At 35.6% G+C, this 14149-nt stretch carries 8 protein-coding genes and 2 tRNA genes; 4 read left to right on the forward strand and 6 right to left on the reverse strand.

Translation table 11 applies throughout. From position 1 onward, the window contains the following. The first annotated feature begins 4 nt into the window (after positions 1-4). Both ACIQZ6_RS03315 and ACIQZ6_RS03320 read left to right on the forward strand, forming a co-directional pair. Entirely contained in the window at positions 5-985 is a 981-nt protein-coding gene (locus ACIQZ6_RS03315) for a YihY/virulence factor BrkB family protein (protein ID WP_395808183.1), read from the forward strand. Between the two features lie 119 nt (positions 986-1104). Further along, positions 1105-1194 (forward strand) — tRNA-Ser (locus ACIQZ6_RS03320). 414 nt (positions 1195-1608) lie between these two features. Here ACIQZ6_RS03320 and ACIQZ6_RS03325 read toward each other — a convergent pair. From ACIQZ6_RS03325 to ACIQZ6_RS03340, 4 genes are read right to left on the reverse strand one after another with little or no spacing between them, the layout of a single operon-like run. Continuing rightward, complete coding sequence (locus ACIQZ6_RS03325) at positions 1609-2934, reverse strand: DUF2231 domain-containing protein (RefSeq protein ID WP_395808185.1); 1326 nt, start codon at positions 2932-2934, stop codon at positions 1609-1611. After that, the gene (locus ACIQZ6_RS03330) at positions 2935-4044 is read right to left on the reverse strand and encodes a twin-arginine translocation signal domain-containing protein (protein ID WP_395808187.1); all 1110 of its coding nucleotides are present in this window, start codon (positions 4042-4044) and stop codon (positions 2935-2937) included. A 49-nt stretch (positions 4045-4093) separates the two neighbouring features. Beyond that, positions 4094-5611: a DUF1501 domain-containing protein gene (locus ACIQZ6_RS03335; RefSeq protein WP_395808189.1), complete on the reverse strand. Its 1518-nt coding sequence runs from the start codon at positions 5609-5611 to the stop codon at positions 4094-4096. Between the two features lie 3 nt (positions 5612-5614). After that, positions 5615-8839 carry a DUF1553 domain-containing protein gene (locus ACIQZ6_RS03340; protein ID WP_395808191.1) on the reverse strand — a complete coding sequence of 1075 codons (3225 nt, stop codon included), beginning with the start codon at positions 8837-8839 and terminating at the stop codon, positions 5615-5617. A gap of 311 nt (positions 8840-9150) precedes the next feature. On the opposite strand from ACIQZ6_RS03340, the gene ACIQZ6_RS03345 reads away from it, so the two are divergent. Then, positions 9151-10284: a bile acid:sodium symporter family protein gene (locus ACIQZ6_RS03345; RefSeq protein WP_395808193.1), complete on the forward strand. Its 1134-nt coding sequence runs from the start codon at positions 9151-9153 to the stop codon at positions 10282-10284. Between the two features lie 55 nt (positions 10285-10339). On the opposite strand, the gene ACIQZ6_RS03350 is transcribed toward ACIQZ6_RS03345, so the two are convergent. Next, positions 10340-11911 (reverse strand): M81 family metallopeptidase, encoded by a 1572-nt coding sequence (locus ACIQZ6_RS03350; RefSeq protein WP_395808195.1) that lies wholly within the window; start codon positions 11909-11911, stop codon positions 10340-10342. A gap of 149 nt (positions 11912-12060) precedes the next feature. Further along, positions 12061-12134, reverse strand: a tRNA-Arg gene (locus tag ACIQZ6_RS03355). 136 nt (positions 12135-12270) lie between these two features. Here ACIQZ6_RS03355 and ACIQZ6_RS03360 point away from each other — a divergent pair. Beyond that, on the forward strand, positions 12271-14149 hold a 1879-nt coding region (locus tag ACIQZ6_RS03360; protein ID WP_395808197.1), incomplete at its 3' end, for an HD family phosphohydrolase.

Genomic DNA, 14149 nt, shown 5'->3' on the forward strand with positions numbered 1-14149 from the left:
ATAAATGGATTGGCTTCATAAAACACTTTTAAAATTCAAGCCTTATTTTTTGTTCATTGAATGGACAAAAGTAGTGATGTTACCAGGATTTAGCCCTCTACCCCTTTTTACAGTAGCCTCTTTTTTCTTTAAGGAAATTGGAAAAGATGAGTTGATAAATAAAGCTTCATCACTTTCTTATAACTTCATGCTGGCAATCTTTCCTGCTATTATCTTTTTGTTTACCCTAATACCCTATGTTCCGATAGCTAACTTCCAGGATCAATTAATGAATCTGATTGCGTTGATTTTACCAGCAGAGGCCTATGCAGCTGTCAATACAACATTATTGGATATCGTGAAGAATCAGAATTCAAAATTATTATCTTTTGGTTTTGTGTTTGCTTTGATTTTTGCTACCAATGGTGTACATACTCTTATGGTAGCTTTTAATAAGTCATCTTTGATTACAGAAACCCGTTCATGGGTAAAACAAAGACTAGTGGCAATATACCTAACGGTATTAATTTCTTTTGCTTTGATATTCGGTTTAGTGATTATGACTATTGGTGAATATATTTTTGATATTTTAAAAACTGAACTTCAATTTCAGGATTCTTTCTGGTTGCATGTTCTGAACCTTGGCAGATGGGTAATTCTTATCACAGTTTATTTTGTTACTATCGCCTTATTATATCGATATGGACCTGCAAAAGCAAAAAAATGGAAATTCTTTAGCGCAGGCTCGTGGATGGCAACCATTCTTGCGGTTTTAACCTTCTGGGGGTTTTCTTATTACATCAACAACTTTGGAAATTATAACAAAATTTACGGTTCAATTGGTACCCTCATCGTTTTGATGATATGGCTTTATCTAAATTCTTTAATAATTCTGGTTGGTTTTGAATTAAATGCGAGTATTGACCTATCTAAAAGAAGCATCAAGATTGTTAAGCCAAAATTCAACAGTTTTAAGTCTGCTCCAATAGAGAAAAAGCAGGAATAAAGCTGTGATTTTAAATTATTTATAACTCTTTCTCGTTCACTTTCTGTTAGTTAGGTCTGATAATTCAAAAATTATACCATTTGATTTGTAGATTAAGCTGGAGTTTGTACTTTTGCAGCGGAGAGCTGGCAGAGTGGTCGATTGCGGCAGTCTTGAAAACTGTTGAACTGTTATAGGTTCCTGGGGTTCGAATCCCTAGCTCTCCGCCAGACAATATGCTGTCCGCCATAGGCGGATGGCATTTTTTGTTTTGTAGCGACAGGAATTCATTCCTGTGAGCGCAAAAATAAAAAATGGCAGAGCGTTAGCGACAGCATATTGTCTGTAGCCACCCCCAAACGGGATCAGCGCAGCTAATCCCTAGCTCTTCGCTGATTAAAATTTATCTAAAACAGTAAATAGTTATTTTTTGTTTTGTAGCGACAGGAATTCATTCCTGTGAGCGCAAAAATAAAAAATGGCAGAGCGTTAGCGACAGCATATTGTCTGTAGCCTCCCCCCAATGGGAACAGCGCAGCTAACCCCTAGCTCTTGGCCATGCAAGGTGCTATTTACATCATTTTAAGAGGAGTTTTTTATATCTGTTTTAAGCAATGAAAAACAAGGCAATCAGAAGCCCGTTACTATCTTGAAACCAAATTCCATTGATATATTCTTTTCAATGAACGATTTTGTTTTAAACGTTCTATTCCTGCTTCACTAAGTTCAGTTTCATTCAAATTGATTGATTCTAAATGCTTTAAGCTGAGTATTATTGGAATGATCTTATCCGTAATTGGATTATTTTCTAATCGGAGTTTTTCAAGATTGCTCATCAGGCTTAAAGATTCAATGTCTTGATCTTTCAAATTATTATCAGATAAGTTGAGCCAAATAATGTTTTTTGCAATTGATTTTAAATCATTATTAACTAAATTTAATAGATCAGCTTTACCTTCTGGCAAAGTAATGTCAAGCATTAGAGGCTTATGTTGCATCACTCTAATATTTAATCCTTTAGATCGCATTGTGTCAATCAATGCATAATTTGAAAATGCGGGGATATCTTGATTAACATCATCAGTTATTGTACCTGTAAAATCATTGCTTTCTGAGCTAGCACCCAGTTTTAAATAAGCTGATATTTTTGCTGTAATGAGTTGCGTGTTTTTTAATTCCGATATTCTTTTACCCTCTACAGCTTTTCCGTTTTCTATCCACCATTGAATGATCTCCGTTTCTGTTTTAGTTAAGGGAGTTTTTCCATCTGTTGGCATGAATTTTTCATTGGTAGGGTCAAGCATAATGCGGGCAAACAATTCACTTTTATTCAAATCTCCAGCAACAATTGCTGCACCTGTTTTTCCACCTTTTAATAGATTGGCTAAGGTTTGAACTGAAAATTCTCCCTTCTTTTTTCCATCTCTATGGCATGGTGAACAGCGCTGTATTAATATGGGATGAACTACATCTTCAAAGATCATGGCTTGCTCCACGCTAGCTGGTTTTTCTCTGGGTTGTTCTAATAGAACTTTAACAGAGAGGTATTCTGATCCATGTGTTAATTTTCCTCCTTGATGCCCGGTATAGCTTACCAAAGCCAAAATTAAAACGCATAAACCTGAAAAAACAGATCTTTTTAACTTTATAAACCTATTGACAGTATTGGTGCCTAACACAAGTAGTAAACCAGTTCCTAAAGCAAGTGCAATTCCCGCTACTTTATGATCATTTAATTCATTATAGTCATAATCACCACTTAAGGATAGAATATAACCAAAAATACAGGCAAATACGGCTGCAATAAAGCCAAGAAAGAGAATACTAAATACAGCAGATTTTAGAAATTCATATTTTTTAGAATATGAAACTAGTTCAAATAGTACAGCAAGGATTAAAAATCCAATTGGTAAATGAACAATTAGTGGATGTAATTGACCCGAGAAAGCAGCTATATCCAACAACACCATTTATACTCTTGTTAATTTGACCGGAGATGTATTATTGGCATTCCATTGACAGACGTATATATTTTTATCTTCATCTATACAAACATCGTGGCAATGTTGGAATAGTTGACCAGGAGCTTGCAAAGTAGCCTGCAATAGGTTGTTCTTATAAACTGGTGCATTTCCTCCTGGATTGGAAATAACCTTGTTAGAGGCATCTAAAATAGTTACAAACCCACTATTGCCTCCAATCATTTTTCCAGCTGCGTCATTCGACCAGCAAACGCCGGCATACAGATTATCGCCATCCATTACAGGCCTGCACACATGCATACCCGGCATATCGATACGATGCAGAAATTTACCATCCAAAGTGAACACTTTAAAGCAATTTTCTTCTCTAGAAGTACAGATTAATGTGGGGTTATTTTTATTTCTATAATCTATAGCTACCCCATGAGCGCACTTTAGATTCAAATCAGGGTTTGAATTATTTCTTCCACCAAAATGCCTAATGTATTGGCCATTACTATTATATTGAATGATATAATCCGAGCCATAGCCATCAGCTACATAAATATCTCCATTGGGACCGATAGCAGTTTCAGTAGGCATAAATTTTTCATTGTCTTTATAAATACCGATTGTTTTTGGATGGCCAATAGAGAAAATTATCCGTCCGTTTAAATCTGTTTTTATTACCTGACCGGCCTGTGGATTCCAGTTTCCGGTTTTGTTTTGATACCATCCGCAATCTACAATCAGTAAAAAGTCTTCGCCTCCCTCCTTGCTGATTGATAAACCATGCCCACCTGGCCATGCTGTGCCCCAATTATCTAGAAGTTTACCAGACTTGTCAAATATTAATATATTATTGTGCGTATGATCTCCTAACATGATCAGTCTGCCCTTACTGTCCTGCACCATTTCATGGCAATTGAAAAGCGGATTGCTATTCACACTTATTTTTGCCCAGGCTTTATCAACTTTATATTTAAACTCACCGTGTCCAATGATGATGTCATCAGCTAACAAACCTATAGATTCATTTGAAAAACCAGTACTTGTTCCAGCTAGTGTTAGTGCGGTTGCCATGGATGAATTTTTGAGAAAATTTCTTCTTGAAATCATAAGTTATAGAATAGTATAAGGTTTAATCTTTTTAATGAAAATTATAATTTTAACTTAAAATGGCCTTTACCACTTTTCCTTCAACATCTGTTAAGCGAAAACGTCTGCCTTGAAATTTATACGTGAGCCTTTCATGATCTACACCCATGATATGCATTAAAGTAGCATGGAAGTCATGCACGTGTACCGGATCCTTAACAATATTATAACTGAAGTCATCCGTTTCACCGTAACTTATCCCAGGTTTAACACCGGCACCTGCCATCCACATGGTAAAACAACGAGGATGATGATCACGACCATAATTATCTGCAGAAAGTTTTCCTTGAGAATACACTGTACGACCAAACTCACCACCCCAAATAACTAAGGTATCTTCTAGTAATCCTCTTCTTTTCAAATCTTTTAAAAAGGCTGCTGTTGGCTGATCTGTATCTTTGCATTGCTTAATCATATTGCCAGGTAAACCTCCATGATGGTCCCAACCTTGGTGATATAACTGAACAAATTTGACATCTTTTTCAAGTAATTTTCTTGCTAGAATACAATTGGCTGCATAAGTACCTGGATCTCTGCTATCTGGGCCATACATATCAAAAACTTCATCAGTTTCATCAGCAGTTGACATTACCTCCGGTATAGAGGTTTGCATACGATATGCCATTTCATATTGTGCAATCCTAGCTTCAACTTCTGGATCGCCATAGGTATCATTTTGAAGACGATTTAGTTTTGAAAGATAATCCAGCATTTCCTTGCGGTCTTTACCTTCATATCCATCCGGATCATCGAGAAATAGAACAGGATCCTTACCTGCCCTGAATTGTACTCCTTGATGCTCAGATGGTAAAAAACCATTGCCCCATAACCGTGAATAAAGTGGTTGATCTTTTGCAGCATTTTTTGAAACTAGAACAATAAAGGTTGGTAGATTCTGATTATCAGAACCTAAACCATAACTTAACCAGGATCCAATAGAAGCTCTACCCGGTAATTGATTACCAGTTTGGAAAAATGTTAGTGCAGGATCATGATTGATCGCTTCAGAATGAATAGATTTAATGATGCAAAGATCATCTACCACTTGAGCAGTATGCGGTAAAAGTTCGCTAATCCATGTTCTAGAATTACCATGCTGATTGAATTTGAACGCTGATGGAACAATTGGTAAGGTGCTTTGACTACCACTCATTCCGGTAAGCCTTTGACCTTGCCGCACAGATGAAGGTAGCTCCTGTCCAAACAGATCAACTAATTTGGGCTTATAATCGAATGTTTCAAATTGAGATGGGCCTCCACTCATAAAAAGATAAACCACCCGTTTGGCCTTTGGGGCAAAGTGAGGTAAAGCGCGAAGAATTTCCTGCTCAAGTGAAGCAGAAGGGCTATCAGTAGCCAATTTACCTGCCAGATTGCCCAATACTGATTTCCCAATCAAAGAACTTAAAGCTATAGCTCCAATTCCTAATGAAGTTTTTGTTAAAAAATTACGCCTATCCCAACCTTTATTTAAATGATCAAATTCAGGTGAATGCAATTTGAAGGGTTCTTTATGGTGATCACTCATTGTTTATCTTTTTGTAAGAGTTGCGTCTGAATTTAAAATAACACTGGCCACCACAGAATTGGCAGCAACCATGGCAGGTTCTAAAGCCTTATTAACTTTAAACTGACCTGCTGTCAACCAACCTTTTGCCTTTTTTATATCGACCCTAAATTTTTGTAATTCTTTAGCTTGCAGTGCTTTTAGTAAATCCAATTCAGCTTTGCTTGGTCTTATACCAGTTAATCTACTATATAAATCGGAAATGGCTTTAGATGTGTCTTTGGAAGATGTTATGTCTTGCCCCATCACTTTTGAAGCTTCTACAAATGTGGGATCATTCAATAAAACAAGTGATTGAAGTGGCGTATTAGTACTCTGTCTGCGCACCACGCAATAGCTACGTGTTGTGGCATCAAATGTATTTAACGTTGGATTAGGTACAGAGCGTTTCACTAAAATATATAGGCTTCGTCTGTAAACTGCATCACCAGAATCGACTTTATAGCTAGTATTATTGATTTCCCATAATCCATCAGGCTGATAAGGCTTCACACTTTTACCACCAATTTTTTTATTCAATAAACCACTAGCCATTAGGGCATTATCGCGAATCATTTCTGCAGACAAGCGCTGTGCCGGGCCATGTGATAAAAATCTATTCTCAGGATCTTTCATTTTTGCAGAGGCAATAGCCTTGGAATCTTGTTTATACGTTGCCGACATGACTATTAGCTTGCATAATTTTTTATTGTCCCAACCTGATTCTCTATAATTAACGGCTAACCAATCTAATAATTCAGGATGACTTGGTAATTCACCCTGATTACCAAAATCTTCTGAAGTTTTAACAAGTCCGGTTCCGAAAAAATTCTGCCAGTACCTATTTACTGCAACTCTTGCAGTGAGCGGATGATTTTCATCAGTAAGCCATTGGGCTAAACCTAAGCGGTTTTTAGGTAAGTTTTTAGAAAATGGAAGTATTGATTCAGGAGTATTTGGAAATACCTCTTCACCAAAACTATCATAATTACCTCTTTTTAATAGGAATGTCTTTTTGGGTTGTGGCGAATCTTGCATAACCATGAGCTCCTGTATTCCTTCAGTAGAATTAGACAGAGAGGTTCTAATCTCTTTTAATTTTTTCTGTTCGTTTTGTACACCTGGATCGATCACAGTGGTGTAAAAGGTGTTCAATAAATTCAATTCAGAAGCTGATAACTCAGAAGCACTTTTTTTAACAAGAGCTGCCCATGATGCTTTTCCAGCTAATACTTTTATTTCATAATCGGTTAATTCCCGATTGTATACCATGATGTCATCAACCTTTCCGCCTTTAAAACCCAGCCCACGGTCCCAGGCTCCTATTTGTAGTCCGGGTTGCTCTTTTGAATTCATTAAAATATCCTTAGTTAGCTGATCCATAGTAGTTACGAGCTTAAGTTCAGAACCATTTTGAAACAACTTCAAACCTTTTGCTTTTGAAGAACCATCATAAGTCATTGTAAGTTGCACCCACTGGTTACGTGGTACCGCTTTCTGAGTAATTCTTGAAAGTGCATTTGAAGGTGCTGCATGAGACATATTCACCGTTAATTTGTTATCTTTTAGATACAAATGATAACCACGAAAATTGTACAAGCGTTCAGAAACACATTTATGAAATATGACTCCTTCTTTTAATTCATTGGGTATAAAAACACTAATATTAATAGTAAAAGGTTCTGATTTACTGAAAACACCATCTTTTTGCAGGTCAAACCATTGATCTCCATTTAAAACCAATGCATTACCATTATCTCTCTTTTCAAATATCGGTTTATCCGTATTAGATGCTTTTAGGAACGATTTTTTTGCTGCCGTTACATTATTCTTTAATGATCCATTTGAAAAAGTATAATGCGCTTGCAATCCCTTTACAGGAATCTTCTCATTCTCTAATTTCTTATACGCATTGCTATTTATCCAATTTTTAAAACCAGCTATTGAACCTTTTTTATATTGAGATACTCTATTTTCTTGCTTATGAATACTAGAATTCAGGTATTTAATGATCTTTTCTTGCTCTTTTGATGGAAGTAAGATTGTTGGTGATGGGCTTGCATCATCCCATGAAATTTGGCCAGCTTCTTTTACCCGATTAAAAAAGCTAAACATTTCGTAATAGTTTTTTTGCGAAATAGGATCATATTTATGGTCATGACATCTGGCACATCCAATTGGAAGTCCCATAACAGCAATTCCAGTAGTATTAACCCTGTCAATTACATATTCAGTCTGAAATTCTTCTTCAATAATGCCACCTTCCATATTTTGCTGATGAAGTCTGTTAAAAGCAGTAGCAATCATCATTTCTTTGTTGGGCTTTGGCATCAAATCGCCGGCCAACTGCCATTGAACAAATTGATTATAGGGCATATTCTTATTGTAGGCTTGAATAACCCAATCACGATAGGGCGACATGTCAATGAGCCGATCAACAGTATATCCATGAGAATCGGCAAAACGAGCTAGATCAAGCCAGTTAACTGCCATTTTCTCACCGTAATGTGGTGATTTGAGTAAACGGTCAACCTGCTTTTCGTAGGCTTCAGGAGATTGGTCATTCACAAATGCAGAAATTTCTGATAGAGTTGGTGGAAGACCAGTGAGATCTAAAGAAAGTCTTCTTAGTAAAAGCTCTTTTTTTGCTTCATTAGATGGCTGAAGGTTCTCGATTTCTAACTTCTTGACAATAAAATTATCAATAGGATTAATGACCCAATCTTTTAATTTTACAGATGGAACGTCTGATTTTTCTGGTTTAACAAATGCCCAATGCGTTTTATATTCAGCTCCCTGCTTGATCCATTTGATTAATATCGCTTTTTCATTAGCTGAAAGACTAAGATTTGATTTTTGCGAAGGCATTTTGTATTCAGGTACATCTGATAAAATCCGATGAAATAATTCACTTCCATTTAAATTGCCTGGATCAATTGCAACTTTTCCAGGACTTTCAGGAAGATCAGCAAAAGCTGCTGTTGGCATGTCAAGCCTAAGCCCTGCTTTTTGTTTAGCCATATCTGGACCATGGCAGGAAAAACATTTATCAGATAATATAGGTTTTACATGAAGATTGTAATCCATTTTATCGGGAAGAGTTGCATAAGCTTCAGCAACATCATTGGGTAATTCAGGCGAGCAGGATACCACATGAAAAATTCCTAACAAAAATGAAAGAAAGAAAAGTGCTCGAAATAAACGATTCATTGATTGTATATACTTCTAATTTGTGTTAGTTAATCACCATTAATCTATCTGGAAAACCAATTGTAAATTAGTTAAATCTAACTATTCTTTTTATTGTTTCTCAATTTTTGAATAAATCAAAGCCCATAAATTGGATCAATTTTTAGTAATTAATTATAAAACCTGATAATCCATGGGTTGAGAATAAAATACATAAGGTAAAATACATTCAAAAAAAACAATCTTTCAAAAAAGTTTATACTTTTAAGAAATAGAATAGTTAATATTTATAAATCAATAACATAATTGACTGGAAATCAACCTTGAAAAACATGAAAATACAAAAACTTTTACAGGCATTACTTTGGCTTTCTTTAGTTACTTTATTAGGTGTTACTCTACTAGTTCAACTCGGTTATGAAATGGAAGCAAAGGCAATGACCGTTATTTTCTTTATTTTTCTTTTGGTAGGAATTAATGGTAATGAATTTTTAAAGGGATTCTCATTTACCATATGGGTAATTGCAGCAGCAACTATCAGTATGATTTTTCCTCAATACATTGTTGAAGTAGGCGGTTTTAATACGGAAGTTCTGATTGTACCTTTAATACAACTTATTATGTTTGGAATGGGTACTGCCATGGGTTTAAAAGACTTTATTGGAGTGCTGAAAATGCCAAAAGGAGTGTTCATAGGACTATTTTTACAATTTACGATTATGCCTTTACTGGCACTAAGTTTAACTTTAATGATGGATTTCCCACCTGAAATTGCGGCAGGCGTTATTCTGATTGGATGTGTACCCTGCGGCGTTTCTTCGAATATTTTAAATTTTTTATCGAAGGGCAATCTGGCATTATCCATTACATTAACTTCTTTTGCAACAATAATGGCACCTTTTATCACGCCTGTTTTGATGCAAAAACTTGCAGGACAATTTATTCCGATTGATATTCCTGGAATGATGCTTAGTATTAGTAAAATGATATTCCTTCCATTGATTTTAGGAATTGTATTTAACAGAATATTTGGAAAGCGAAGCAGTTGGCTAAACTCGGCAATGCCTTTACTTGCAATGACCGCCAATGTTATAATTATAGCTGTAATAGTTGCAGCAGGTAGAGATAGTCTTTTAAATATAGGATTGCTATTATTCCTTGCTGCAGCAATTCATAATGGAGCAGGTTATTTACTGGGCTATTGGGGTGGAAGATTATTTAAATTAAATAAACGTGACAGTCGTACTATTGCAATTGAAGTTGGGCTTCAAAATGGAGGTATGGCTGCAGGAATTGCATTTGAACTTGGAAGAGCCTCTACTATGGGGCTTTATCCTGCAATTTTTGGAACCTGGATGGATATATCTGGCTCCTTCCTGGCAAACTGGTGGAGAAAAAACCCTGTTGATGATATGAGTGCTGAGGAAGTGATTCAGGCAGAAAAAATAGATTCAGCTACGGCATAAAAAAGATCAGAGCTTGTATAGAGCACTGATCTACAATTAATTAACTTGTTCTGAATTACCTTTTAGATTTTTCTATTCCAAACAAACCTTCACGTATAGTATAATATTTAAACCAAGTTGGGTTTATAGCAGTTGCTCCAGGACTATCTACTGAAATTAGTTTTGAAGCAAAAGGCTCATAAGCTGCGCGAGGTGCAATGGCACCTTTAACCACTAAGATCTTCTGTCTTTCAACATAAACTCCGTTAGAGATAAAGATATGAGCACTATTAGGACTAGCACGTTCAGTGGTGATCAGCAATAAATTGGGTTCATCTAATGTAGATCCTTCAACCTGTATAACAGCCGTATTACCCATATTCCAGTAACGTCCGCCACCATGACGTATTTCTGTTTCCAGGTAACGTCCAACATTTAAGGAACGAACCTCTCCTTTTATTCTGACTGGTTTTCCATGCATAGTATCAGATTTACCACCAACAGAAAAATCAAATGATTTTCCAACACCAGCCTTTTCTGCAGTTTTATAGCCCTCAGGGTCATAAACTACCATTGCCCATCCCTTAGCTCCCTGCTTAACCAATTCTTCAAGCATGAATGAACTATCGCCTGTTGATCCACCACCAATATTATCACCCATGTCAATAAGAACCACTGGACGACCTTCATGTGCCATAGCCATTTTCACAGCCTCAGCAGGTTTTGGATTATTTATTCGGGTACTTTCTCGTGTATCCCAAAGCATTTGAGATAATCTATTAGCTTCTTTATCAGCCAATGCCTTATTATTATCAGTAACTACTACAACTGAGGGGCCCATCCAAGGAACATCGGCATACTGATACCCTCCTGAAACACTAACTGCCAAAACACCTGGAAATTTTTCTACATTTTTACTTTCTAAAGTGATTGGAAGCAATGGTTTGGCATAAGTATTTTGAAATGCAATATTGTAAATCATAGGTGCTTTCACGATACTTTGCACAGGCTTTACCTTTCCACTTACAATTTTAGCCATGATATCTGCAGCCTGAAATCCACGATCATAGGTATCTAAATGTGGATTTTCCTTAAAAGTGATGAGCACATTACATAATTCAACCATTTTAGGGGTAATATTCGCATGAAAATCATGGGTAACCACTATTGGTATTGCGGGTCCAAACGCATTTCGAACTCTTCTAACAACTTCTTCATCTCCACTTGGATAACTTTCAACCACCATAGCACCATGCAGATTTAAAAGAATTCCCTGAAGTTTAGGTCCGGCTTTTAATCCTGTAATTATTTCATTCATTATCGTATTAAATGCCTGATCTGTAACTGGACCTCTTGGTGTTGCAGAAGTTATCAACGTTGGATATAATTCAAGTCCGAATTGTTTAGCTCCTTCGATATATCCCGCACTTGTTGTTTTGGCTGTTGAACCTGCAAAAAAATGCTTACCCCTCTCCTGTTGACTTTCACCTAATTTTACATGAAAATCTGACAGCTCAGTTTTTATTACGTTGAAGCTATTAGATTCATGTGCAATACCAGCAACACCAATGATTGGCTTTGTTTGAGAAAGAGCGGGAAGAGAAACTATAATTAATAAAAAAATAGTTCTTAATTGATTGTTGATCATCGATTTATGATTAAACTAATTGTTTAAGATAAAACTACAATAAAATTTGAGTTATGAAAAAAAAATAGATAATGCTCTAGAAAAAAATAACAGCATACTCGTGTAAAAAAAATCCGGATCACAATTATAGATTGTATGATCCGGATTTGTACGCCCATTAGGATTCGAACCTAAGACCTACGGTTTAGAAAACCGTTGCTCTATCCAGCTGAGCTATGGGCGCATTCTGCGACAAAAGTATAAAAACATCACAAAAACTCAAATTAAAGAACACTTTTTATCAATAATATTAAACATAAATGTATTAATGGTACACATCTGCCTGTAGTTCAGCTTGGCAAGTAGGGCTAATAATGTCGATGTATCTCATAGAAATTACTGTTTTTGAAGTAAACAATACCACATTGGCAAAACTCAACAAGCAATTACATCTGGTCATCTTTCGCAAATACAGCTCAAACCTGAAATTTGTCATGATGGCATTATGTGTACTTTTCGTTACTCTTTCTTTGCCAAAGCAAGCCCGTTTCAGATTTGAATATGAAAAAGGTAAAACTTGGATGCAAAAAGATCTTTATTCTCCAAATAGTTTTTCTATTCAAAAAACCAATGAAGAAATTAAAAAAGATAGAGATGAAATTCTGAAATCTGTATTCCCTATTTACCAGAATGATATTCAGGTTGTAGATAATGCAATTGATGCATTTAGTTCAGAATTTCAAACCAAATGGAAAAGTTCAGGAATTTCTGAAAATAGAAAAGAAATATATTTTGACGCTGGAAATTCTATCCTGAAAAATATGTATGCCCGAGGGCTAATGAATCCCGTTAAAAAGTATCAACGCGACGGTCCGAATTACAATTTCAATTTAGTTCTCAATAATGTATCTACGCAGCTTAACACTACAGATGCATTCTTTATATCCGATTCTATTCAATTAATCAAGCAGAAAATAAAAACCTATGGTACTATTGATAATCGTGAATGGCTTATTAAAATAATAGCTAATCATTTAAAGGTAAATTATGTTTTTGACGAGGTTTTAACTGATAAATTAGAAGAAAATGCTTTGAACAGCCTTTCAATAACCAGGGGTATGGTACAGAAAGGTGAGCTTATAGTTGCTAAAGGGACCATGGTCAATTCTGTAATTTATCAAAAGCTTGAATCATTAAGAACTGCATATGAAGAAGATGCCAAGGTTGTTGGTAATCGTAACCTGATATTATTTGGACAATTTTTACTGGTAGGATTAATTATTGCTTTATTAATGGTATTTCTATTTCTTTTCAGAAAGGATATTTATGCAGATAATAGGCAATTGGCACTTATTCTTTTGGTAATTACGGGGATGCTTGTTGCATTATCATGGGCAATACGGATTAACATTCCAAGTGTTTATTATATACCATTCTGTATAGTGCCTATTATTATTAGGATATTATTTGATACACGATTAGCTTTAAATATACACTTGCTGGTAGTTTTGATTGCTGGTTTTTTTGTGCCAAATAGCTTTGAATTTGCTTTTTTGCAAATATCAGCAGGTATGGTTGCTATCTATAGTATAAAGAATTTTATAAAGAGGGAACAGTTTCTAATTTCAGCACTGTTGATTTTACTAAACTATTTTATTGCTTTTTTAGGCATTTCGTTGATCAGAGATGGCTCTTTAACCGATATTGAATGGCAAAATTTTGTGCCTTTTATTTTTAGTGTATTGTTTTCATTACTTGCATATCCCCTCATTTATGCATTTGAAAAAATGTTTGGTATTACCTCGGATGTTACCTTAATGGAGCTTACTAATACCAATTCTAAATTACTTCGAGATCTTGCATTAAAAGCACCTGGAACCTTTCATCATTCTTTACAGGTAGCAAATCTTGCTGAGGCAGCAATTTTCAAAATTGGAGGCAATAGCTTGCTTGTACGGGCTGGAGCCTTATATCACGATATTGGCAAGACTGTTAATACACAGTATTTCATTGAAAACCAAAACAGAGGAAGCAATCCACACGATACCATTTCGTATGAGCAAAGCGCCCAGATTATTATTCAACACGTACATAAGGGCGTTGAAATTGCCAAAAAGAATAATATTCCTGAAATGATCATTGACTTTATTCGAACTCACCATGGAAATACGAGGGTTGATTATTTTTATCAGTCTTTTTTAAAGAATTTTCCTGAAAAGTTTGTCGATGAAAATATTTTTAGATACCCAGGTCCTATTC

This window comes from Daejeonella sp., from assembly GCF_044348475.1.
Classification (GTDB): domain Bacteria; phylum Bacteroidota; class Bacteroidia; order Sphingobacteriales; family Sphingobacteriaceae; genus Daejeonella.

Excerpts from the sequence above, each read along its gene's own strand:
- ACIQZ6_RS03315 (WP_395808183.1), top strand. The coding sequence starts at position 5 with ATGGATTGGCTTCATAAAACACTTTTAAAATTCAAGCCTTATTTTTTG.
- ACIQZ6_RS03325 (WP_395808185.1), bottom strand. The coding sequence starts at position 2,934 with ATGGTGTTGTTGGATATAGCTGCTTTCTCGGGTCAATTACATCCACTA.
- ACIQZ6_RS03330 (WP_395808187.1), bottom strand. The coding sequence starts at position 4,044 with ATGATTTCAAGAAGAAATTTTCTCAAAAATTCATCCATGGCAACCGCA.
- ACIQZ6_RS03335 (WP_395808189.1), bottom strand. The coding sequence starts at position 5,611 with ATGAGTGATCACCATAAAGAACCCTTCAAATTGCATTCACCTGAATTT.
- ACIQZ6_RS03340 (WP_395808191.1), bottom strand. The coding sequence starts at position 8,839 with ATGAATCGTTTATTTCGAGCACTTTTCTTTCTTTCATTTTTGTTAGGA.
- ACIQZ6_RS03345 (WP_395808193.1), top strand. The coding sequence starts at position 9,151 with ATGAAAATACAAAAACTTTTACAGGCATTACTTTGGCTTTCTTTAGTT.
- ACIQZ6_RS03350 (WP_395808195.1), bottom strand. The coding sequence starts at position 11,911 with ATGATCAACAATCAATTAAGAACTATTTTTTTATTAATTATAGTTTCT.